At 60.1% G+C, this 22,373-nt stretch carries 22 protein-coding genes and 3 tRNA genes; 13 read left to right on the forward strand and 12 right to left on the reverse strand.

Annotated elements, in window-relative coordinates:
• Positions 1-128 precede the first annotated feature (128 nt).
• Both J3Q04_RS13800 and J3Q04_RS13805 read left to right on the forward strand, forming a co-directional pair.
• On the forward strand, positions 129-1,031 hold the full coding sequence (locus tag J3Q04_RS13800) for an autotransporter domain-containing protein (protein ID WP_420766798.1): 903 nt from the start codon (positions 129-131) through the stop codon (positions 1,029-1,031).
• A 155-nt stretch (positions 1,032-1,186) separates the two neighbouring features.
• On the forward strand, positions 1,187-2,812 hold the full coding sequence (locus tag J3Q04_RS13805) for an NADP-dependent glyceraldehyde-3-phosphate dehydrogenase (protein ID WP_420766797.1): 1,626 nt from the start codon (positions 1,187-1,189) through the stop codon (positions 2,810-2,812).
• 13 nt (positions 2,813-2,825) lie between these two features.
• On the opposite strand, the gene J3Q04_RS13810 is transcribed toward J3Q04_RS13805, so the two are convergent.
• A complete protein-coding gene (locus J3Q04_RS13810) occupies positions 2,826-3,719 on the reverse strand; it encodes a DMT family transporter (protein ID WP_420766796.1) in 894 nt (297 codons plus the stop codon).
• Between the two features lie 133 nt (positions 3,720-3,852).
• On the opposite strand from J3Q04_RS13810, the gene J3Q04_RS13815 reads away from it, so the two are divergent.
• Positions 3,853-4,290, forward strand: a complete 438-nt coding sequence (locus J3Q04_RS13815; RefSeq protein WP_420766795.1) for an Lrp/AsnC family transcriptional regulator — start codon at positions 3,853-3,855, stop codon at positions 4,288-4,290.
• 114 nt (positions 4,291-4,404) lie between these two features.
• Here the strand turns inward: J3Q04_RS13815 and J3Q04_RS13820 are convergent, their stop codons facing one another.
• Positions 4,405-5,076 carry a Bax inhibitor-1/YccA family protein gene (locus J3Q04_RS13820; RefSeq protein WP_039588756.1) on the reverse strand — a complete coding sequence of 224 codons (672 nt, stop codon included), beginning with the start codon at positions 5,074-5,076 and terminating at the stop codon, positions 4,405-4,407.
• 124 nt (positions 5,077-5,200) lie between these two features.
• Here J3Q04_RS13820 and J3Q04_RS13825 point away from each other — a divergent pair.
• The 3 genes from J3Q04_RS13825 (at position 5,201) to J3Q04_RS13835 (ending at position 8,313) form a co-directional block, all read left to right on the forward strand.
• Positions 5,201-5,288 (forward strand) — tRNA-Ser (locus tag J3Q04_RS13825).
• Positions 5,289-5,409: 121 nt separating this feature from the next.
• Positions 5,410-6,264 (forward strand): prohibitin family protein, encoded by an 855-nt coding sequence (locus J3Q04_RS13830; protein WP_420766794.1) that lies wholly within the window; start codon positions 5,410-5,412, stop codon positions 6,262-6,264.
• Between the two features lie 255 nt (positions 6,265-6,519).
• Positions 6,520-8,313, forward strand: coding sequence for a DAHL domain-containing protein (locus J3Q04_RS13835; protein ID WP_434611207.1), 1,794 nt, complete (start codon positions 6,520-6,522; stop codon positions 8,311-8,313).
• A gap of 57 nt (positions 8,314-8,370) precedes the next feature.
• Here J3Q04_RS13835 and J3Q04_RS13840 read toward each other — a convergent pair whose 3' ends face one another.
• Positions 8,371-8,562, reverse strand: a complete 192-nt coding sequence (locus J3Q04_RS13840) for a DUF2188 domain-containing protein (RefSeq protein WP_420766792.1) — start codon at positions 8,560-8,562, stop codon at positions 8,371-8,373.
• 102 nt (positions 8,563-8,664) lie between these two features.
• Complete coding sequence (locus tag J3Q04_RS13845; protein ID WP_434611204.1) at positions 8,665-9,564, reverse strand: polysaccharide deacetylase family protein; 900 nt, start codon at positions 9,562-9,564, stop codon at positions 8,665-8,667.
• 227 nt (positions 9,565-9,791) lie between these two features.
• On the opposite strand from J3Q04_RS13845, the gene J3Q04_RS13850 reads away from it, so the two are divergent.
• From J3Q04_RS13850 to J3Q04_RS13860, 3 genes are all read left to right on the forward strand, one after another.
• The gene (locus J3Q04_RS13850; RefSeq protein WP_039588765.1) at positions 9,792-10,046 is read left to right on the forward strand and encodes a DUF6555 family protein; all 255 of its coding nucleotides are present in this window, start codon (positions 9,792-9,794) and stop codon (positions 10,044-10,046) included.
• A 152-nt stretch (positions 10,047-10,198) separates the two neighbouring features.
• Positions 10,199-10,429, forward strand: coding sequence for a hypothetical protein (locus J3Q04_RS13855; protein ID WP_420766790.1), 231 nt, complete (start codon positions 10,199-10,201; stop codon positions 10,427-10,429).
• Between the two features lie 164 nt (positions 10,430-10,593).
• Positions 10,594-11,019 (forward strand): hypothetical protein, encoded by a 426-nt coding sequence (locus tag J3Q04_RS13860; protein WP_434563836.1) that lies wholly within the window; start codon positions 10,594-10,596, stop codon positions 11,017-11,019.
• A gap of 24 nt (positions 11,020-11,043) precedes the next feature.
• On the opposite strand, the gene J3Q04_RS13865 is transcribed toward J3Q04_RS13860, so the two are convergent.
• A complete protein-coding gene (locus J3Q04_RS13865; protein WP_420766788.1) occupies positions 11,044-11,271 on the reverse strand; it encodes a PLD nuclease N-terminal domain-containing protein in 228 nt (75 codons plus the stop codon).
• Between the two features lie 94 nt (positions 11,272-11,365).
• Positions 11,366-11,554, reverse strand: a complete 189-nt coding sequence (locus tag J3Q04_RS13870) for a hypothetical protein (RefSeq protein ID WP_420766787.1) — start codon at positions 11,552-11,554, stop codon at positions 11,366-11,368.
• A 266-nt stretch (positions 11,555-11,820) separates the two neighbouring features.
• On the opposite strand from J3Q04_RS13870, the gene J3Q04_RS13875 reads away from it, so the two are divergent.
• Positions 11,821-12,183, forward strand: a complete 363-nt coding sequence (locus J3Q04_RS13875) for an NUDIX hydrolase (protein ID WP_434611568.1) — start codon at positions 11,821-11,823, stop codon at positions 12,181-12,183.
• A gap of 87 nt (positions 12,184-12,270) precedes the next feature.
• Here J3Q04_RS13875 and J3Q04_RS13880 read toward each other — a convergent pair.
• Both J3Q04_RS13880 and J3Q04_RS13885 read right to left on the reverse strand, forming a co-directional pair.
• Positions 12,271-12,357, reverse strand: a tRNA-Leu gene (locus tag J3Q04_RS13880).
• A 194-nt stretch (positions 12,358-12,551) separates the two neighbouring features.
• A tRNA-Cys gene (locus J3Q04_RS13885) sits at positions 12,552-12,625 on the reverse strand.
• A 338-nt stretch (positions 12,626-12,963) separates the two neighbouring features.
• On the opposite strand from J3Q04_RS13885, the gene J3Q04_RS13890 reads away from it, so the two are divergent.
• The 3 genes from J3Q04_RS13890 (at position 12,964) to J3Q04_RS13900 (ending at position 15,896) form a co-directional block, all read left to right on the forward strand.
• The gene (locus J3Q04_RS13890; RefSeq protein ID WP_434563832.1) at positions 12,964-13,803 is read left to right on the forward strand and encodes an SRPBCC family protein; all 840 of its coding nucleotides are present in this window, start codon (positions 12,964-12,966) and stop codon (positions 13,801-13,803) included.
• Positions 13,803-14,975 (forward strand): zinc-dependent alcohol dehydrogenase, encoded by a 1,173-nt coding sequence (locus tag J3Q04_RS13895; RefSeq protein WP_420766784.1) that lies wholly within the window; start codon positions 13,803-13,805, stop codon positions 14,973-14,975. The genes J3Q04_RS13890 and J3Q04_RS13895 overlap by 1 nt, the downstream gene beginning before the upstream one ends.
• A 141-nt stretch (positions 14,976-15,116) precedes the next feature.
• Positions 15,117-15,896 (forward strand): TSUP family transporter, encoded by a 780-nt coding sequence (locus J3Q04_RS13900; protein ID WP_434611200.1) that lies wholly within the window; start codon positions 15,117-15,119, stop codon positions 15,894-15,896.
• Here the strand turns inward: J3Q04_RS13900 and nudC are convergent.
• The 4 genes from nudC to J3Q04_RS13920 form a co-directional block, all read right to left on the reverse strand.
• Positions 15,864-16,694 carry an NAD(+) diphosphatase gene (gene nudC, locus J3Q04_RS13905; RefSeq protein WP_434563828.1) on the reverse strand — a complete coding sequence of 277 codons (831 nt, stop codon included), beginning with the start codon at positions 16,692-16,694 and terminating at the stop codon, positions 15,864-15,866. The two genes, J3Q04_RS13900 and nudC, sit on opposite strands and share 33 nt — an antisense overlap.
• Positions 16,695-16,700: 6 nt before the next feature.
• Positions 16,701-17,513, reverse strand: a complete 813-nt coding sequence (locus J3Q04_RS13910) for a crotonase/enoyl-CoA hydratase family protein (RefSeq protein ID WP_434611198.1) — start codon at positions 17,511-17,513, stop codon at positions 16,701-16,703.
• A gap of 217 nt (positions 17,514-17,730) precedes the next feature.
• Entirely contained in the window at positions 17,731-19,221 is a 1,491-nt protein-coding gene (locus J3Q04_RS13915; RefSeq protein WP_434611196.1) for an efflux transporter outer membrane subunit, read from the reverse strand.
• Positions 19,218-22,322: an efflux RND transporter permease subunit gene (locus J3Q04_RS13920; protein ID WP_434611193.1), complete on the reverse strand. Its 3,105-nt coding sequence runs from the start codon at positions 22,320-22,322 to the stop codon at positions 19,218-19,220. The genes J3Q04_RS13915 and J3Q04_RS13920 overlap by 4 nt, the downstream gene beginning before the upstream one ends.
• Positions 22,323-22,373 lie beyond the last annotated feature (51 nt).

A 22,373-nucleotide genomic window follows, 5' to 3' on the forward strand; every position in this document is an offset into this window, starting at 1 on the left:
GGGGCAGGCCTCTGGAACCCCGCCATCGCGGGTCGCCAGAGGTTTGCCTCATCCATTCGGTCGCCCCTCATTCGGGGTAGGAGAGACGCCCTAAGCGAGAAATGCATGCGATTGCAAGGCAGACCCCCATGAAAACTTCCCCCCGCCCGCAGGAACTCAAAACCACCCTCTGCACCGTCTCGACCTCCCTGTTGCTGTGTTCGTCGATGCAAGTGCTGGCCGAACTGGAAGACCCTCTCACTGCCCCCTGGTACGACCGAACACCCGCCGACCACCCAACGGGCAACGACCCCGCGTCGGGCAAAAGTCCCGCGCTCTTCACGCTTCGCAACAACAATGGCCATACCCAGCGCGTCGGTTTGATCAGCGGCCAGAGCCGGATCACAGCCAATGGCAGCGCAATGCTGGTCGCGCCGGCTCTCGCCAAGCCGGGCCAGGAAACCCTGAGCCTGGAGGGGCAGAATCTTGGAGCCTACTGGAGCCTGACCGGCCCCGCGGGCTGGCACGTGGACCTGAGTGCCAGCGGGGGGCGGGTCAACGGTTTCAGCCTGAACGAACAGGGTCAACGTCAAGCCACCGAGGGCAGCGCCGTCACGCTGTCGGTCGAAGGCGGCTTCCCCATCGGCATCAGCGAAAACTGGGTGGTCGAACCCCAGGCGCAGTTGATCAACCAGCGCATCAGCCTTGATACGCCGAACGGCGAAAATGGTGACAGCAGCGAACTGAGCACTTGGAGCGGTCGCGTCGGCGCCCGGCTCAAAGGGGCCTACCAAGTCAACGGCCTGGGCGTCGAGCCGTACGTGCGCACCAACCTGTGGCACACGGTCCAGAGCGCCGACACCGTTACCCTGGACAAAGTCGACAAGATCAGCAGCAGCCGCAAATCTTCGACCGTTGAAGTCGGCCTGGGCCTGGTTGCCCGGGTCACCCCAGTGGTGAGCCTGTATGTCAGCGCCGACTACAGCAGTGACGTCGACGACAACGACCTCAACGGCGTCATCGCCAGCCTGGGCGTGCGGATGCGTTGGTAAACACCGGCTTCATGCATTCAACGCAATGGTGGCAGGGGCGTAGGCAGGACAGCCGCACGCCCTTGCCACTTCGAAATCACCTTCATAAAGGCGTATAACGCTAGAAGCGCCGCAGACTGTCAGCCCATGGCTCATTTCATTGATGGAGTAACGATATGACCACCGCCACCCTGCTCTCCCATTTATTTCCCAGCGCCGCGGATATCCCAGAGGCCTACCGTCTCGGTGATCCCGTCGAACAACGGGAATACCTGGTCGATGGCGTCTTGAGAACCTGGCAAGGACCACTGGCCACCGTGCGCAGCCCGGTTTACCTAGCCGGCCCGAACGGCGATGAACAAGTGATCCTCGGCAGTACGCCGCTGCTGGACGCCGAGACGGCGCTCACCGCGCTTGACGCCGCCGTCCGGGCCTACGATCGCGGCCAAGGCACATGGCCGACGATGCGCGTCGCCGAACGCATCCGCCATGTCGAAAGCTTCCTGGCGCGCATGCGTGAACGACGTGAAGCAGTGGTCAAGCTGCTGATGTGGGAAATCGGGAAAAACCTCAAGGACTCCCAAAAGGAATTCGACCGGACCTGCGACTATATCGTCGATACTATCAACGCCCTCAAGGAGCTGGACCGTCGTTCCAGCCGCTTCGAGCTGGAACAGGACACGCTGGGGCAGATCCGCCGCGTGCCCCTCGGCGTCGCCCTCTGCATGGGCCCGTACAACTATCCGCTGAACGAAACCTTCACCACGCTGATTCCCGCGCTGATCATGGGCAACACCGTGGTCTTCAAGCCGGCCAAGCTCGGCGTGCTGCTGATACGTCCGCTGCTGGAAGCCTTTCGCGACAGCTTTCCTGCGGGCGTCATCAATGTGATCTACGGCAGCGGCCGAGAGACCGTCAGCGCACTGATGGCCAGCGGCAAGATCGACATATTTGCCTTCATCGGCACCAACAAGGCTGCCAGCGACCTCAAGAAACTCCACCCGCGCCCGCATCGCCTGCGCGCCGCCCTGGGGCTGGATGCAAAAAACCCCGGCCTGGTGTTACGCGATGTCGACCTGGACAATGCCGTCAGCGAAGCGCTCACCGGTTCGCTTTCTTTCAATGGGCAGCGGTGCACGGCCTTGAAGATCCTGTTCGTTCATGAAGACGTCGCCCCGGCGTTCATCGAGAAATTCAATGCCAAACTCGCCGCGCTGAAACCCGGCATGCCTTGGGAAGATGGCGTGGCGCTGACGCCACTGCCCGAAGCCGGCAAGGTCGATTATTTGCACGCCCTGGTGGCCGATGCCATCGCCAAGGGTGCGGGGGTGATGAACCAGCACGGTGGCGAATCCCGGGCTTCGTTCTTCTATCCGGCGGTTCTATACCCGGTGAACACAGCGATGCGTGTGTATCACGAAGAACAGTTCGGCCCCGTCGTGCCCATCGTGCCGTACCGTGACCTGAACACCGTGGTCGATTACGTGCTCGAATCCGACTTCGGCCAGCAACTGAGTATCTTCGGCACCCACCCAGCTGAAGTCGGCAAGCTGGTGGACACCTTCGCCAACCAGGTCGGGCGCATCAACATCAACGCCCAGTGCCAACGCGGCCCAGACACCTTCCCTTTCAACGGCCGGAAAAATTCCGCGGAAGGCACATTGTCGGTCCATGATGCGCTACGCACTTTTTCGATCCGTACGCTGGTGGCAACCAAATTCCAGGAGAGCAACAAGGCGCTTATCAGCGACATCATCCGCGAGCGGGATTCGAATTTCCTGACCACCGACTACATTTTCTGAGACCGCTCGCTGGTTACGACAGGGCCGGGCGCCGCCATTTGACGCCCCAGCCCTGTTGCATGCCGGCAGCAGCCAGCAGGATCGCCGCCACCCCCAGCCACTGAAGCGGTTCGAGGCGATGACCGAAGGCGAACCAGTCGACGAAGATCGCCGCGATCGGATAGATAAAGGACAGCGCGCCGGTCACGGCTGTCGGCAACCGCTGGATCGCGCTGTATAGCAGCACGTACATGATACCGGTGTGAATCATGCCGAGGGTCAGCAGGCTGGCCCAGGCCTCGGGTTGCTGCGGCAACGTCGAGAGATTCGCCCATGGAGCCAACAGCAGTATCCCGGTGCTGACCTGGATCAGCGCGATCAAATGGGGTGGCGTGCCGCTGAGCCGCTTGATGATCAACGCCGCAATGGCGTACAGCAAAGCCGCACCCAACGCCAGGGCGATGCCCGCCAGATAGTCCTCGCCACCCTGCCCTTGTTCGCCATGGGCGCTGACGATCGCCAGCATCCCAAGGAACGAAACCGCGAGCCAGAAGAGCTTTTGCGCGGTGATCTTTTCGCCCAGGAACAACGCCGCCAGCCCGACCAGCATGAACGGTTGGACGTTGTACACCGCCGTACCGATCGCAATCGAAGCGCGGGAATAGGAAGCGAACAGCAATACCCAATTGCCCACGATTGCCACGCCGCTGAGTACCGCCAGCAGGAACGTTGTGCGCGTCAGCACATCCCGACGCAGGAAACCAAATCCCGCGCAAATCAGCAGCAGCGTGACGGCGCCAAATACGCAACGCCAGAACACCACATCCAGTACGGGCAGGCCCGCCACCAGTACAAACCAACCTATGGTTCCGGAAATCAGCATGGCGGCGGTCATTTCGAGCGAACCGCGGCGTAGGGTCTTGTCCATCTTCAGGCTCCTTCGGTAAGTGGCTACAGTATGCCGAGCCGCCGGGCCGGTTCTCCATGGCCTGAAAAAGGCTAAACTGGTTTTTGACCTTTTTTATAAAGGCCATTTTGACCATTTACCTAACGGAGCCGTTATGACTGACGACATCGACCAGATCCTCATCAAGGCGCTGATGGAAGATTCCCGACGCTCGCTCAAGGCTTTGGCGAACCTGAGCGGCCTGTCGTCCCCCAGCGTTGCCGAACGCCTGCGTAGACTCGAGGAGCGTGGCGTGCTCAGGGGCTATACCGTTGAAGTCGATCCGAAGTGTTTTGGTTATCAACTCCAGGCCATCGTGCGCATTCGCCCATTGCCAGGGCAGTTGCAAGAGGTGGAGCGGCAGATCCAGGCCATTGGCGAGTTCACTGAATGCGACAAGGTGACTGGCGAGGATTGTTTCATCGCGCGGCTGCATGTGCGGTCGATGGAACAGTTGGATGTTTTGTTGGATAAGTTGAATGTTCTTGCAGAAACCAATACGGCTATTGTCAAGAAGACGCCGGTGAAGCGGCGGTTGCCTCCGATGGGGTGAGAGCCGTTGATGGACGCCGACCTGGTGCAAGCCCCAGACAAAAAAAAGGCGCCTTTCCTTCAGGAAAAGCGCCGTTTCTCAAATCAACAGCTCAAGCCGGACACTCCGGCAATATCAGTCATCACGTCCCATCAACCCAAACAGCTGCAGCAAGCTGACAAACAGGTTGTAGATCGACACATACAGGCTGATGGTCGCCATGATGTAGTTACGCTCGCCGCCATGGATGATGGCGCTGGTCTGGTACAGGATGCAGACCGACGAGAACAGCACGAAGCCGGCGCTGATCGCCAGTTGCAGGCCGCTGATCTGGAAGAAGAAGCTAGCCACCACCGCACCCAGCAACACGAAGAAACCGGCGGTGATGAAACCACTCAGGAAGCTCATGTCCTTGCGGGAGATCAGTACGTACGCCGACAGGCCACCGAACACCAACGCGGTCATTGCGAAGGCCGAACTGACCACTTCTGCGCCGCCCTGCATGCCCAGGTAACGGTTGAGGATCGGGCCGAGCAGGAACCCCATGAACCCGGTCAGGGCGAAGGCCGATACCAGGCCCCAGGCCGAATCGCGGAGCTTGTTGGTAAGGAAAAACAGGCCGTAGAAACCGATCAGCACGACAAAGATGTTCGGGTAACCGACGCGCATCTGTTGTGCGACGAAGGCCATCACACCGCTGAAAGCGAGCGTGAGTGCCAGCAGGCCATAAGTGTTGCGCAGGACGCGGCTAACTTCTAGCTGCTCAGCCTGCACGCTGTTGTTCACTGCGTAATCCTGTTCGCGCATGGCGACACTCCTCCGGTTTTGAAACATTCAGTGGCAAGGATCATAACAGACGCTCTGTAACAAGCTACGTGGAGAGTTTGACAGTGTGTTTCATTCGGGTATTATGGCGCCCGCAACGCAATACGGAGGTGTGGCCGAGTGGTTTAAGGCAACGGTCTTGAAAACCGTCGACTGTAACAGGTCCATGAGTTCGAATCCCATCGCCTCCGCCATCTTCTACGTTAAAGCCCTGACTTGTCAGGGCTTTTTCGTGTCTGGCGTTTGAAAAAACAGTGACGGTCTTCACAAAGGAAACAGTGCATGCCATCCCCTAGCCTACTCAAGGAAAGTAAAGTGCCCCGTAAAACAATCGGTTCGATCGCTGCTGCAATTGTCGGCGTGGTCCTGTTATGCGTGTTCTTCGGAAGTTGGTACACGGTTGATGAAACCGAGCGCGGCGTGCTCCTGCGCAATGGCGCGCTGGTCGGGGTGGTTGAGCCGGGGCTGTCGTTCAAGACGCCATTTATCGAATCGGTACGCCTGATCAGCACGCAGAGCCAGGTTACCTCCTACGACGACTTGCAGGCCTACAGCAAAGACCAGCAATCGGCCGAGCTCAAAGTGTCGGTGTCGTGGCACATCGCGCCTTCCGACGTGGCGAAGGTCTATACCCAGTTCAAGGATCTGGAAGGCATCCGCGACCGGATGATCAGCCGGCAGGTGCCGACGCAGGTGGAGAATGTGTTCGGCAAGTTCAACGCCGTGGCCGCCGTGCAGAACCGCGTCCAACTGGTCAACGATATCTCCGCTGCGATCAAATCGACGATTACCGGGCCGGTGATCATCGACAGCGTCCAGGTTGAAAACATCGATTTCAGCGATGCCTACGAAAAGGCCATCGAAGCGCGCATGGCCGCCGAGGTCCAGGTCAAGACCCGTGAGCAGCAGCTCGCCACCGAACAGGTCCAGGCGCAGATTCGGGTGACCCAGGCCCAGGCGGAAGCCGATTCGCAAGTGGCCCAGGCCAAGGCCGATGCCCTGGCAACGGAACTGCGTGGCAAGGCTGAAGCCGAGGCGATCAAAGCCCGCGCCCAGGCGCTGGCCAGCAACCAGAACCTGGTGGAGCTGACCAAGGCCGAGCGCTGGAACGGTGAGCTGCCCACCACCATGCTGCCGAACAGCGCGCTGCCTTTTATCGATTTGAAGTAACCTCCGTCGGCGCGGTCGATTCCGGCCGCGCCATTTTCCCGTGCAGCGTCTAGACAGATACGTCGACGCCGGTGGTTGACGCTACACTTGCTTCACTGATGACCAGACGTTCACCGTTAGCAGGGAGCTCACCGTGTACCCAGGCAAACAAACAACGCAACTCCCCTCCTGTATCCCATTCTCCGCCCGTCATCCCGATAATTGCTCACACTCGCCAGGTCCGGTTTCGGCATCCGTTCCGCGCAGGAGAAACCTGTGACCATTCTGATCAATAAATACAAGTGGCCCGTCCTGTTGGCCGCGGCGCTTGTTGTCTTTTCCGCATTGATCTTCTTTTTAATAAAATCCTATACATACGACTCAGCGACCTATTTCGAATCACGGGACTTCATTCGCCAACTCAAGCAAGCCGACGCCAACTGGAACGTAAAAATCCTCAGGAAGAAAATCGGCGTCAACAATAACCTGTCACTCACCCCACCGCCCGAAGCGCAGACTCGCTGGGAGCAATTGGAGCGTTTGAACAGTTCCGGCCCGCTGGCGGCGCTCTGGGCGTCAAGGCGCCAGGGATACGTGGATGCGGTCAAGAACAAGAATCTGCTGGTCGAGCAGTTCGAGCAGCACAACGCCACGCTGCGGGCGTCCCTGGATGAGTTGCCGACGGTTGAAGACGAAATACAAAACCTGTTGCAGGAGATGAAGGCGAACGGGGAGATCGCGCGCCTGACCGCAGCCTCGAATGTCCTGGACCTGGCGTTGACCACCCTGGAGTTCGCCCTTTACGTCACGGCGGATAAAGAACGGGAAGTGCGGGACCAGTTAAGCGAACTCGAACATCAGATTGACCAACTGCCTGCCCTCTATCGGCCCGCGTTTGTGTCTCTGATACACCACGTCAAGACCATCATCCACGAACAGCCCCAGGTCAACGACCTGCTGGACCGCATCAGCGTCATCCCAGTGGCCCAGGAGCTGGACAGCATCAACGAGCTGTTGAACGAAACGCAGCGCAGGACCGCCGCCACGGACCGTAAGTACCATATATACCTGGCGGTGTGCGCCGGCCTGATGGCGCTTTTGATGATCTATCTGGCCGTACGGCTGGTGCGCAGTTATTCAGTCATCAACCAGATCAACCATGAGCTGCAAACTTCCAATGACAAACTGGAAGAACGCGTCCAGGAACGCACTCGCGAGTTGAAGGAGGCCGAACGGGAGTTGGTGGATGCCGCTCGCATGGCAGGCATGGCCGAGATTGCAACGAACGTGTTGCACAACGTCGGCAATGTCCTCAACAGCGTGAATATTTCCGCGGACCTGGTCACCCGCAAGTTGAAAAACAGCAAGACGCAAGGGTTGGGCAAAGCCGTGAAAATGATGAACGAACATGCCGACGACCTGGGTCATTTCATTACCGAGGACGAAAAAGGCAAGTTGTTGCCCCGCTACTTCAATGAACTGGTGGACTCTGTTGCAGGCGAACAAGCACTGCTCATCGAAGAACTGGCGCAGTTGACCAAAAGCATCGATCACATCAAGGATATCGTCACTACCCAACAAACCTACGCCGGGGCTGCGAGGCTGATCGAGCCGCTGAACGTCGCCGATCTGTTCGGGGATGCCCTGCGCATGAATGCAGGTGCGCTGAGCCGGCATCATGTCACCGTGATCAAGGATTACCAGGACGCTCCCGTGATTCTCGGCGACAAGCACCGGCTGCTGCTGATCCTGATCAACCTGATCAGCAATGCCAAGTTCGCCATGTCCAGCGTTGAGCACCCACGGGAGATGACCCTGGGAATCCGCATCGTCGACCAGACGACGTTATGCGTCAGCGTCAAGGACCGTGGCGAAGGGATTTCCAAGGAAAACCAGGCGAGGATCTTCAATCATGGCTTCACGACCCGCAAGGACGGCCATGGCTTTGGCCTGCACAGTTGCGCCCTGGCGGCGGTCGAAATGAACGGCCGTCTCCTGGCCTACAGTGACGGACCGGGGCAAGGCGCCCTGTTTACCCTGGAACTGCCCCTGGAGCTGGCAGCCTCATGACCCGCTTTGACTGCGCGGCTGGCAGCCGTGCCTGCGCGCAGTCAACAGAACGCGGCCCTACTTGACGTTCCCGGACGGGGCGTTACGGCGTCTCCTGGCGGGTAATGCGGCGGCGTAGGCCAGCGCTTCCTCCCGTGAGGCGAAGGAACCCAGCCGATCAGCCTGGGTACAGACTCGCCAAGGGCCGCTGTTGACGCTCAGTACGTCATAGCCATTGATGTGCATTTTCGTCAGCATCGCAGTACTCATGGTGATCACCTCCTGCAAAGTACCGAGTTACGCTGCCTACCATACTCCCGGTTCACCCGTCGGTGCCTACCGGGCGTCGCGACAGTTCATCGTCCATGCAATTCAATGGGAGTCCGAATCCCACAGCCAATCCCATAAACCGGGCAGATGCACGGGCTGGGACGTGTCGCGAACCGTGCGAGCCAGCGCCGCTCGTTCCAGGGCGCGGCTGTCGTCGTAGAACGGCTTCGCATCGGTCCTGAGCCCGGTCTCCCTGGCACTGTCCAAAAGGATCTGTAGGTATTCACGGGCGTGGCGGGCGGTATATCGGTTGAGGTCGTGGAAGGTCACGACGACCGGTATCACACCGTCCACTGTGGGCAATTGACCATCCGCGATGCGCTCGCGGACCTCGGAGAGCTGGCGCGTGAGGCTCATCCGCCGTCGTGGGCTCACGGTAATGCCCCAAACCTTGCCATCATTGGCGCTCAAGTCAGTCAGCAATACGTGCATACCGTGTCGTTGATAAGCGGCAAACGTGCGCTTGTCGAAACTCCAGAATGGCGGTCGTACCAGGTTTGGCGATGCGCCTGTGATCACAGCGATATCGTTGGCGCCATTGAACAGGGACTGCTCCAACTCATCCGGATCCAGGAATCGATGATTGGTATGCCAATAGGTAGCCGTGTGGAATCCCAATAGGTGTCCGTTCGCATGCTCGCGATGCATGAGCGAGCGGCCGATTTCGCTGCCACCGGCCCGTGGCGCTCGTGTCTGGACGAAAAAAACCGCCTTGATCCCAGGCTGCACCGGATTACGGTCCAATGCGTCCAGCACGTCGGCGCTCGGATTCCAGAAAGACGATGCGCTAGGCCCATCATCGAATGTCAGCAGGAAACGGATCGGGGCCTGAACGCGCAGGCGTTCCTCGGTTTGCGGGGTCAATTCGATGGGCGGGCCGATGCAGCCCGACAAGTGCAGGGCAAACAGCGCCACGACCAGCGCCCTGGCGAAATTGTTCATGTCTTGCCTTTATTCAGTGCCACGTTACGTCGCCTTTGATCCTTGGCACCGGTGCTTTCAAGCTCACCTTGGAGAAGGTTACCCGGGTTTGGTTCCGCACCGTGAGCACGGTGTTCAGCAACCCTCGACACTCTCCCTGTAGACCCCATTCTTGACCGTCCGGAAATCCAATGGAATTTTCCGAACGCCTCCGTATCCATCCGTATAGGATCAATTAGGGAGGATTTATGGGCGGTCCATCGCTTTACATCATCGACTACATGCTCCATGGCGAGCCCAAGTCTTTCATCATTCGCGCCGAAGTGATGAATAACTCCGAAGCTTGGCATTGGGCCAGTTGCGACGCGGGTGTTGGGCGCATCCCCAAATTCGGCAGGGAGAAGGTCAAGCGGGTATCAAAACCCATGGCAGAAAAATATGGCATTACCGATGTGCGCTGGCGAGCCTCCGTCGCGCCATCCTGGGTCAAGGAGTCTGGCTGAACAAGACATGAAAGGGTCCGGCGCACCGACTGTCCAGTCGTGCGCCGGATATCCAACACCGCAGAAATATCTCAACTACCCTTATTGCAGCCTTACCCGTCCATAGCGATGGGTTTCGTGCTGCCTCATCCAACGTTGAATGGAGGTGTGACATGTCCGAAAAAGAGTCCATCACCACCCTGCTCACTTTATTGGAATCGCGCCAGGCGGGGCTGACCGCGGCCTGCAAGGAAATTGCCGACTGGGTCGACCATCAGGGCGGCCATCCCGCTGCAGTGCGCATCCGCGATCGGCTCAACGATATCGAAAAGGATGCCCCGTCGATCCAGAGCGCCCTCTCTTCACTCAAACCTGTGGAACGTCCGTTGCCAAGATTTCGCTAATAGGTTTCGCTATATGTTTCGTTGATGGAAAGCTTCGTCAACGACGCTTGCCGCACCGGTTTCCCTGAGCTCCACCGGTTGTAAACCCGATGGAACGACGGCGTACGTTTGCACCTCGATATTGATAGGTATCGATGCAAGAGCCGTCATAAGGGAGAACCAACATGAATGCCAGAGTCCTGCTGCTGATTGCCTGTGCCTGCCCCGCCACCGTCATGGCGCAGGGTTGCGAGGTCCTTACCCGATCCCAAAGCCAGGCGGTACAGGAAATCGAAACCCGCAGTTGCTATGAGTACAAGGGCGTCCCCTCGGAGGCCATCGGCTGGTCCTGCAGCAACGAAAGCAAAGGGACCCTGAGCACTCAAAAGAAACCCGTCGAGCGTTGCGCCGAGGGCTACGTGGCAACGTGTCAGGCAAGACTGACTCAGGAAGCCCTGGCCAATCCCCATTCCACCAGCAAGGATCGCAGCGGCGGCTCGGCGAATATCCCGGACAACGCCCAAGTCACCTGGTACTACTACGACGCGCAACAAGTGCAGCAAGCACAAAAGGATTGCGAAACCACCGGCGGCCAATGGAAAAACCGCTGACCGGGTGGTTCGCATCACATGGCGTCAGCCCTTGCTGTGTTCTGGGGAAGAAGGCGGGTTCTTGACGCCTCGTGGCCCGGCCACGCCCCAGATGATCAAGCCCAAGACAGGCAAGATAATCAGCAACAGCGCCCAGCCCGCCTTGGTACCGGCCGACTTGTCGCTGCGAAAGACGCTGACGATCGCCCACAAGTCTACGAGCAACAGCAACACCGCTACGGCGATCCAGAAATAACTGGCTAGTTCAGACATGGCCTCAATCCTCTTGTCGGTCTATGGATTAGGCATGGCCGCGCCAGCTCCGTTCAAAGAATCTGACTTGCTGTTACGGTTGACGATCGTGCAGCTACAAGCGCTCGTTGAGGTAGGCGACCCATTGCTCATAGGCCTCGTGCTGACGCCGGACCGCCTCGTCCCAGGCGGTTCCCGACATTTGATGGACACAGATAAGCGCCATCATCTCCGACGTTGCTGCGTCGAGCTCAACCAGAAGCTCGTGGGATCTGACTTTGAAGTCTTCAACGGTGGTCATCATTCCTCGCTCCCCCCATCGGGGCCGGCTCGTCCACCCAACATTGATGCGTTTTTTCGGCGCTGATTCATTTTTGGCGATGATCGGTCGTCGACAACGGCCCTGCCTCGACGTTTTCCAACCGTCCGCGAAATAAACGAAGCCTTTTCCATGGGGCGCGATCCCATGGACAGAAACGAAACATTTCGTTTTTTGAACGCCGAAATGGAGCGAGGCTCAAATATTGCAGTTATATTGCACTTTAATGACAGTCGGGATTGGGCCAGGTTATGAAGATTCGAGCGACCGTCATCTGCGAAGAAGACCGCCACATCCTGCTGGTACGTAAGCCCAAAAGCCGCTGGGCGTTGCCTGGCGGAACTGTCGAGCGCGGCGAAACCCACGCCGACGCCGCCCTAAGGGAACTGGCGGAAGAAACGGGGCTGAGCGCCGAAAGCCTGCTTTACCTGATGCGGATCAATGACGGCGGTACCGAGCATCACGTGTTCGAGGCGGCGGTCAACGATTCGACGGCCGCTAGGCCACAAAATGAGATCAGCGACTGTGTATGGCACCCGTTGGACGCCATTGCGCAGTTGCAGATGAAAAAAGGGATGCGGGAAATATTGGAAGCGTTTCGGCGCAGGCTGTAGACCGCTTAACACCTGACGAACAATTTTGCGGACCCGAAACAAACAAGGGTTTGCATTAGCTTTCGCTCGCAAACCCTTGATATTAGATGGTGCCCGAAGCCGGAATCGAACCGGCACGCCCTTACGAGCGGGGGATTTTAAGTCCCATGCGTCTACCAGTTTCGCCATTCGGGCGGTAGCGCGGTCAAGCCATGTGACACTGTCGGATAGGCATCCCACAGGATCGAGGCTGGTGCAACAGAGGGGGAAATATATACATCCCTCCTGGGTGAAGCAAGGCGGCCATTGCCCTTTTCAAGACAAAACCTTTCACCGCCCCCTAAATAAAAAAGCTCCGTAGATCATGAATCTACAGAGCTTTTTAGAAGTGGAGGCCGAAGTCGGAATCGAACCGGCGTAGGTGGATTTGCAATCCACTGCATAACCATTTTGCTATTCGGCCTCAATACGCCTGATGCAATGAAACCACATCAAACGGATAAAAACTTATCCGGACAAAGCCGCTAATAGCGAGCTATCTCCTTGAAAACATTGAAGTTTTTTACGCCTCGATGCATTCGATGGGCGCAATTATGTACTCATTTGCCTAAGCTGACAACCCCTTGATTTCAAAAAAAATTTGCCTGGCGGTGAGACCTTCGGATGTCCTTTCTGGGCAACACGACGGGCCGAAACCTCTCCCAACCGGCTCATCGGGAAACCACTCACACCAACGGAACAACCGCCGTTGCCCTCGGTTCATTCGTTATGTCGTCCCCTGGATCAGCAAGGAGAACCATCATGACTGAACGCCCAAAACTGGTGGCGAGCCGGGCTCCGGTGCCCACCTCATCACGCCCCAATCTTGGCACGCCGGAGCGCCTGGTGTCGCTGGTGGCCGGCTCGTTATTGCTTGCCAATGGTTTGCGCCAGGGCGGTCTAAAGGGCTGGCCGCAGGTGCTGCTCGGCGCGTGCGCTGCCTGGCGAGCCTATTCAGGCACATGCCGGATCAAGCAAGCCCTGACCCACAGCCCTTTCGAACAAACATTCGAACAGGATCGCGATTGGGACGGCAGCAAGGTCATTTCCCGCAGCATCACGGTGGGCAAGCCGAGGGACGAGGTCTATGCGTTCTGCAGCGAACCGGCCAATCTGGGAGCGCTCATGCCATGGGTGGACGCCATCGAACAGACGGGCGAACGAACTTATCGCTGGGTCGCCCATGGCCCGATGGACAAGACGTTGCAGTGTGACCTCGAACACTGCGAACCCAAGGAAGGCCGCAAGCTGCACTGGATTGCCGGTCCGGACCGACGCTTCAAGCATGACATCCAGATGCATTTCAGCGATGCGCCCGCCGGTCGCGGTACGCAGATCAAAGTCATCGTGGCTTGCGAGACGCCTCTCGGCGCGGCCGGCTATGCGCTCGCCGCCGCTATTTCCCGGTTCTCCGACAAGGCCCTGCTCAATGTGCTGCGCAGCATCAAGCAGCAACTGGAAACGGGCGAAGTCAGCACCAACAAGATGCGCGATCCGCATACCAAAGACTTTCTGTTTGTCCACCCGGCTACCCACGCGACGCAAGCGCCGGCCAATGACTCATCCTCTGACAAACCCGAACTCAATGGAGGTACCGTCTGATGCGCGCATTGACTTGGCAAGGCCCCAACAAACTGCAGGTCGAGACGGTGGACGATCCCTCCATCCTGAATCCCCGCGACGCCATCGTGCGGGTGATCCTGTCCTCGGTGTGCGGCTCGGACCTGCATCTACTGGGCGGCTACGTGCCGACCATGCAGGCCGGCGATATCATCGGGCATGAGTTCATGGGCGAAGTGGTGGAAACCGGCTCGGCTGTCACGCAGATCAAGAAAGGCGACCGGGTCGTCACAGTGTCGATTGTCGGCTGCGGAGAATGCGAACATTGCCAGCGTTCGGACTTTTCCTGCTGCGACAACTCCAATCCGAACCCCACCGCCACCGACATCGCCTACGGTCAACCCGCCTGCGGCATCATTGGCTACAGCCATGCGTTCGGTGGTTATGCCGGCAGCCACGCCACCTATATCCGCGTGCCGTTTGCCGACGTCAACCTGTTCACGATCCCCGATGGCGTCAGGGATGAGCAGGCCGTGTTCGTCTCCGATGCGGTGCCCACCGGTTATTTCGCCGCCGACAACGCCGATATCCAACCCGGCGATACGGTGGCGGTCTGGGGTTGCGGCGGGGTTGGGCTGATGGCGATGTCCAGCGCCTACTTGCTAGGCGCAGAACGGGTGATTGCCATCGACCGCTTTGCCGATCGTTTGCGCCTGGCCGAGGAAAAGGCCGGCGCCATCGCCCTCAACTACGAGACCACCGACGTGCATGCCGCCCTGCTGGAACTGACCGGCGGCCGTGGCCCAGATCGCTGCATCGATTGCGTCGGCATGGAGGCCCATGGCACGGAAGTCGATTATTTCTACGACAAGACCAAACAGATGCTACGCCTGCACACCGAGCGCGGGACCGTGCTGCGCCAGTCGATTCGCGCGTGTCGTAAAGGCGGGACGGTGTCGGTGGTCGGGGTGTACGGCGGCTTGCTGGACAAATTCCCGATGGGCGCGATCGTGAACAAGTCACTGACTCTGCGTTCCGGCCAGCAACCGGGACAGCGTTATGTGAAGCGTCTGTTCGAACACATCCAGAACGGTGACCTGGACCCCTCCTATCTGCTAACGCATCCCATGGGCCTGGAGCAATCGGTTGAGGGCTACGCAATGTTCAAGGACAAACGCCAGGATTGCCTACGGGCGGTGTTCCGGCCGGAATAGATCAAACTCCATGGCGAGGGAGCAACTCCCTCGCCACCGGGATTGCAGGGCCTCACCGGACAGTCGCGGCGCGCCGTCATAATCGGTAACATACCGGCCTTTCCCGCAGCCCTCCTGCGCCCTGCCGACTAAGTCCATTCCATGCCTTTCGAACTCAGCGTTGAACTTTCCACCCTCGCGATCCTGGCCGTTGTGGCGTTCATCGCCGGCTTCATCGATGCCATTGCCGGCGGTGGCGGGCTGCTCACCACCCCGGCCCTGTTGACCGCCGGCCTGCCGCCACACTTGGTGCTAGGCACCAACAAGCTCAGCTCGACCTTTGGCTCGGCCACGGCCAGCTTTACCTTTTACAAGCGCAAGCTGTTTCACCCACGGCAGTGGACCCACGCCCTCGTCGGCACGCTGATCGGTGCCCTGGCCGGTGCCGTCGTTGCCCATTACCTGCCCGCCGAGTGGCTGAACAAGATGCTGCCGGTCATTGTCTTTGCCTGCGGCCTCTACTTGCTGTTCGGCGGCACGCCCAAGGCACCGCTGGACAGCAATGCGCCGATCAAGAAGACCTGGCAGTCGCCGCAAGGCTTCGCCCTCGGTTTCTATGACGGCGTGGCCGGCCCGGGCACGGGTGCGTTCTGGACCGTCAGCAGCCTGCTGCTCTACCCCATCGACCTGGTCAAGGCCAGCGGCGTGGCCCGCAGCATGAACTTCGTCAGTAACATCGCGGCGCTGACGGTGTTCATCGTCTCGGGCCAGGTGGACTGGATCATCGGCCTGAGCATGGGCCTGTCGGTGATGGTCGGTGCTTTCTTTGGCGCGCGCACCGCCATCAGCGGCGGCGCGAAGTTCATCCGGCCAGTGTTCATCACCGTGGTGCTGGCCCTGACCGTGCGCCTAGCCTGGCAACACTGGTTCAGCATGGCCTAAGCGCCGCGCCACGTAGAGGTCGATCAGATACCGGGCAATCGAGCGCGAGGCGGGAAGCGGTGGCAGATCGTGGATGCTGAACCACTGCGCGTCTTCGATCTCGTCCTCTTGGGGCACGATGTCGCCGCTGGCGTATTCGGCGTGGAAGCCCAGCATCATCGAATGGGGAAACGGCCAGCACTGGCTGCCCACGTACTGGATGTTCTTCACTTCGATACTGACTTCTTCGCGGACTTCCCGGACGAGGCAGTCCTCGGCCGACTCACCCGGCTCGGCAAATCCAGCCAAGGTGCTGTAGACACCCGAGACAAAACGGGGCGAACGTGCGAGCAGGACTTCATCGCCACGGGTGATCAGTACGATCATGCTTGGTGAGATCCGCGGGTAATGCCGCAGATCGCACGCCTGGCAATGCATCGCCCGCTCGCGCGGCACCTGGCTCATGGGCTGGCCGCAACTGCCGCAAAAGCGGTGTTCCCGGGCCCAGGTCCCGACCTGAGCGGCATAACCCAACACCTTGAACAGCGTGTGATCTTCCTCGAGCATGAACGCGCGCAAGCCTTTCCAGCTGCAACCGGGAATATCCAGGGGGCTGTGCAGTTCCAGCAGGTAGACCGGCTCGCCATCGAAATGGCCGATGCCGTGCTCGGCGAGGATCGACAGGTCTTGGCGCTTGAGCCAGTCGCGAGGAAACAGCGCGCCGTTATCGTCGTACAAAAAACCTTCCGGGCTGCGGGCCACGGCCCAGCCGCCGGGAAGGTCGGTGTCGAGTACTGCGGTGGTCCAGCGTGAAATCATGATCGATCAATCCAGAAATTCGGGTTTCTGTTTGCTCATATGGGCGGCCATGGCCACGCGCAGGTCATTGGATTGCAGCATGGCGGCATTCCACGTGGCGACATATTCCAGGCCGTCGTCGATGCGGTGGTCGCGCATGTAGCTGATCATTTCCTTGGTGCCGGTGATGGCAATCGGCGACTTGGCGGCGATTTCCCGGGCAATGCCCATCACGCCGTCGAGCAGGCTGGCGGTGTCATTGTAGACACGATTGACCAAGCCAATGCTGCGCGCTTCGTCGGCACCAAAGGTGCGCCCCGTATAAGCGAGTTCACGCAGCATGCCGTCCCCGATGATCCGGGGCAAGCGTTGCAATGTCCCAACATCGGCCGCCATGCCGATGTCGATTTCCTTGATGGAGAACTGCGCGTCTTCGGCGGCGTAGCGCATGTCGCAAGCGGAAATCAGGTCGATGGCACCACCGAGACAATAGCCCTGGACCGCCGCGAGTACCGGTTTGCGGCAGTTGTCCACGGCATTGAACGAGGCTTGCAGCTGCAGGATCTTGCGTCGCAGCACGCGGGCGTTACGGCCCACATCCTTGCCCAGTTCGTTCGCCACGCCAGCCAGCATCATCAGGTCGATGCCTGAGGAAAAGTGCTTGCCGGCACCGCTCAGGACCACCACCCGCACTTCGTCGGTGTCGTCGATCCATTGGAAAATCTCGACGATTTCGCTCCAGAACGCCGCGTTCATGGCGTTGATCTTGTCCGGTCGGTTGATCTGCACATGGGCGATGTTGTCTGCAAGTTCGACGTTGAACGCTTGGTATTGCGACATGGCAGTATCCTTTGACCGGCTGGAAGAGGCCTGAACTATAACAAGCGATCACGACAGGACGTAGGCAGCGCATCGGCCAAAAGCGGGACTGCATCACGCTGCGCAATCTAATGTGGGAGCGAGCCTGCTCGCGAAGGCGGCAGGTCAGTCAACATTTTCATAAGCTGAGCCACTGCTTTCGCGAGCAGGCTCGCTCCCACAAGGTCTGGGGCGGGTATCAGTCCGTTGCCGGCTGCTCGGACGCCTCCAACCGCCCATCCCAACCACCGCCCAACGCGGCAATCAACTGCACACTCGCAATCAACCGGCTCTGTTGCAGGCTCAACACGCTGCGCTCGTTGCTCAGAGCTGTAGCCTGGACAGACACCACGTCGAGATAGCCGATCAGCCCTGCCCTGTACTGATTCTGCGTCAGGCGCAGGGACTCGCGGGCGGCGTCGAGGGCTTCCTGGCGCACGCGGGCTTCGTCTTCGAGCACCTTGAGCTGGATCATGTAGTTCTCGACTTCGCGGAAACCGTCGAGCACGGTCTGGCGATAGGTGGCGACCGTCTGATCATACGCCGCCACGCTGCGGTCGACCTCCGCCGAGCGCTGGCCGCCATCGAACAGGGTCATCGCCAGTTGCGGGCCGACCGACCAGAAGCGGTTCGGCACGCTCACCCAGTTATCGTAGGTACTGCTGCTGTAGCCACCGCTCAGGCTCAGGGTCAGGTCCGGGTAATAGGCGGCCTTCGCCACGCCGATGTTGGCGTTCGCCGCCATGACCGAGCGCTCCGCCGATGCGATGTCTGGACGGCGTTCGAGCAGTTGCGACGGCACGGCCACCGGGACTTGCGGCAGCGCTGGGACATCCTGGGTTTCGGCCAGGCTGAATTCGGCCGGCGGCAGACCGATCAGCACGGCAATGGCGTTTTCGAACTGCGCACGCTGCCAGATCAGGTCGATCAGGTCGCCCTGGGTGGTCTTGAGCTGGTTCTGCGCCTGGGCCACGGCATCCTTGCCGGACACCCCGGCGCGGTACTGGTTTTCGGTCATTTTCAGGGAGCGCTGGTAGTTGTCGACGGTGGTCTGCAACAAGCGCTTCTGCTGGTCAATCACCCGCAACTGCAGGTAGTTCTGCACCAGCTCCGATTGCTGGCTCAGACGCATCGCCGCCAGGTCGGCAAAGCTGGCCTGGGCGCTGGCTTCATCGGCCTCCAAGGTACGGCGCAACCTGCCCCACACGTCCGCTTCCCAGCTCACGCCGGCCTGGGCGCTGTAAGTGTCGCGGATGCCGCTGGAGGAACTGCTCAGGCTCGAACTGCTGCTGCCCGTGCCTTGGCTGGAGCGGGTCTTGCCGACCGAAAGGTCGACCGTCGGAAAGAACGCCCCGCGAGCACTGCGCGCCAAAGCCTGGGCCTGACGGTACTGGGCTTCGGCCTGGGCCACGGTCTGGTTGGAGGCGTTGAGCTGTTCCACCAGGTCGTTGAGCCGGGTGTCAGCGTACAGCTCCCACCAGGCGCCACGGGCCAGGGCGTCGCTGGGGTTGGCCTGGCGCCAGCCCTGGGCCTCCTTGTACTGCGACGGCGCGGCGGCTGACGGGCGCTGGTAATCGGGACCGATTGCGCAGGCACTCAGCAGTGCCACGCAGAGCGCCAGGCTCAAGACACGCGAACCACGGGCAGTCGCCAGCGCAGCGACAAGGTTGAACAACGAACGATCGGTCATAGCGGAGTTTCCAGGGCAGCATCAGTGCGCACCCCACGCCAGCGGTTGAAACGATGGCGCAGGTTATCAAGATAGAGGTAGACCACCGGGGTGGTGTAGAGCGTCAGGACCTGGCTGAATACCAACCCGCCGATAATGGTCAGGCCCAGCGGTTGGCGCATTTCCGAGCCTTCGGCGCCACCGAGCAACAGCGGCAGGGCTCCGAGGATCGCGGCCAGCGTGGTCATGAGGATAGGCCGCAGTCGCAACAGGCAAGCGCTGCGGATCGACTCCAACGGCGTTTGGCCGGCGCGCTCCAATTGCAATGCGAGGTCGATCATGAGGATGGCGTTTTTCTTCACGACGCCAATCAGCAGGAACAACCCCAGCAGCGAGATCAGGCTGAACTCGCTGCCCAGGACATAGATCGACAACAACGCGCCCACCCCGGCCGAGGGCAAGGTGGACAGGATGGTCAGCGGGTGGATATAGCTTTCGTACAGCACGCCGAGCACCAGGTACACCGCCAGCAACGCGCCGAGGATCATGAACGGCTGGCTTTTCTGGGTCGCGGCGAACGCGTCGGCGGTGCCGGCCATTTTCGCGATGACATCTTCGGGCATCCCGAGCTTGGCTATCGCCCGCTCGATCGCCGCGGTGCCCTGCTCCACCGTGACGCCTTCGGCCATGTCGAACGAAATACCTTCTGAAGCGAACTGGCCTTCATGGCTGACCCGGTCGTCCTCCAGGCTGTTTTCATAATGGGCAATCGCCGACAGCGGGACCCGCGCGCCATCGGCGGTAATCACCTGGACCTGCTCGAGCGTATTCGGGTCCTGGGCATATTTGGGATTGACCTCCATGACCACCTGATACTGGTTCAGGCTGTCGTAGATGGTCGAGATCTGCCGCTGGCTGTAGGCGTTGTTCAGTACCGAGGTGACCATGTCCATGTCGATGCCCAGGCGTTTGGCCTGGTCGCGGTCCACGATCAGCGTCACCTGCTGCGCCCCGCCACCGTCGCGGGCGTCGATGGCGGTCAGTTCCGGCAAGGCGCGGAAAGCGGCGACGACCTTGGGATACCAGGTGCGCAGCGACGCCAGGTCGGCGCTCTGGAGGATGTAGGAATACTGCGACGTGGTCTGCTCGCGACCGCCACCGAATTGCAGGTCCTGGTCGGCCATCAGCATCAATTGGGCACCGGGTACCTTGGGCATTTCCTTGCGCAAGCGCTCGATGACCTTTTGCGCGGAAATCCCGCGTTCCTTGATCGGCTTGAGGCGTACCAGCATGAAAGCATTGTTGGTGCCGTTGTTGCCGCCGATGAAACCCGCCACGCTCTGCACCGCTTCGTCCTTGAGCACCGCGCGACGGAAGATTTCCATTTTCGGCTGCATCACGTTGAACGACAGCCCATCGTCACCGCGCACGAAGCCGATCAATTGGCCGGTGTCCTGCTGGGGCATGAACGTCTTTGGCACCACCACGTACAGTGCGATATTCACGCCGATGGTCACCAGCAGGCTGAGCAAGGTCAGGCGCCGATGGCGCAGCACCCAATCCAGGCTGCGGGCGTACCCCCGGACCATGCGCTCGTTGAGGCCGTGGCTCCAACGCTGCAAGCGGTTTTCCTGCCCCGGCACGTGGGGCTTTAACCACCGGGCGCAGAGCATCGGGGTAAGCGTCAGGGACACCACCAGCGAGACCACGATGGCGGCCGCCAGGGTGATGGAAAATTCGCGAAACAGACTCTCGACGATCCCGCCCATGAACAGGATCGACAGGAACACCGCCACCAGCGAGGCGTTCATCGACAGCAAGGTGAAGCCCACTTCCTCAGCGCCCAGGTAGGCCGCTTTCATCGGCGGCACGCCCTCGTCGATGTGCCGGGAAATGTTCTCCAACACCACGATGGCATCGTCCACCACCAGCCCGGTGGCGAGGATCAGCGCCATCAGCGACAGGTTGTTCAGGGAAAAACCGTAGAGGTACATCACCGCGAACGTGCCCACCAACGACACCGGTACCGCCAGGGTCGGGATCAGCGACGCACGGAAATTACCGAGGAACAGGAACACCACCAGCACCACCAGCGCCACGGCGATCAACAGGGTCATTTCCGCTTCGTGCAGGGTGGCCTTGATCACCGGCGAGCGGTCCATGGCCAGGTTGAGCTTGACGCTGGCCGGGAGCACCGCTTGCAGGGCCGGCAGCTGGTTCTTGATCTCGTTGACGGTTTCGATGATGTTGGCGCCGGCCTGGCGGTTGATGACCAGCAGCACGGCGGCATCGTCGTTGAAGAACCCACTGTTGTAGCGGTCCTCCACGCTGTCGCTGACCTTCGCCACGTCCTTGAGCCGCAACACCGAGCCGTCCTGGTAGCGGATGACCAGCGTTTCGTAGTCCTTGGCCTTTTCCAACTGGTCATTGGCCTGGACTTGCCACATGCGCTTGTCGTCTTCGACCGACCCTTTTGGCCGGCGGACATTGCTGTCGGCGATCGCCGTGCGGACGTCGTCGAGCGCCACGCCGTACTGGTTGAGTAATTGTGGCTCCAGCTCGATACGCACCGCCGGCAGCGAACTACCGCCGATCTGCACTTCCCCTACCCCCGCCACCTGGGACAGGCTCTGGGACAGGATGGTGGAAGCCAGGTCATAGAGCTGGCCTTTCTCCAGCACGTCGGAGGTCAGCGAAAGCACCATGATCGGCGCCTGGGACGGGTTGACCTTCTTGTAGGTCGGCATGCTGCGCATGCCACTGGGCAGCAGATTGCGCGAGGCGTTGATTGCCGCCTGTACTTCCCGCGCCGCGCCATTGATGTCGCGGTCCAGGTCGAATTGCAGGATCACCCGGGTCGAGCCCTGGCTCGAACGGCTGCTCATGGTATTGACCCCGGCGATGGCGCCAAACGAGCGCTCCAGCGGCGTCGCCACGGTGGAAGCCATCACCTCCGGGCTCGCCCCCGGCAGGTTGGCCTGGACCACGATCACCGGGAAATCCATTTGCGGCAACGGCGAAACCGGCAGCAAGCCAAAGCACACGCCGCCGAGCAGCATGATCGCGAAGCTCAGAAGCATGGTCGCCACTGGACGGCGGATGAAGGGGCCGGAGAGGTTCATCGGCCGCAGCCCCATGCTTCAATGGACAGGCTTTCGTGGCGAGGGAGCTTG

Origin of the sequence: Pseudomonas sp. D4-21, from assembly GCF_051132125.1 — a bacterium.
Lineage (GTDB): Bacteria > Pseudomonadota > Gammaproteobacteria > Pseudomonadales > Pseudomonadaceae > Aquipseudomonas.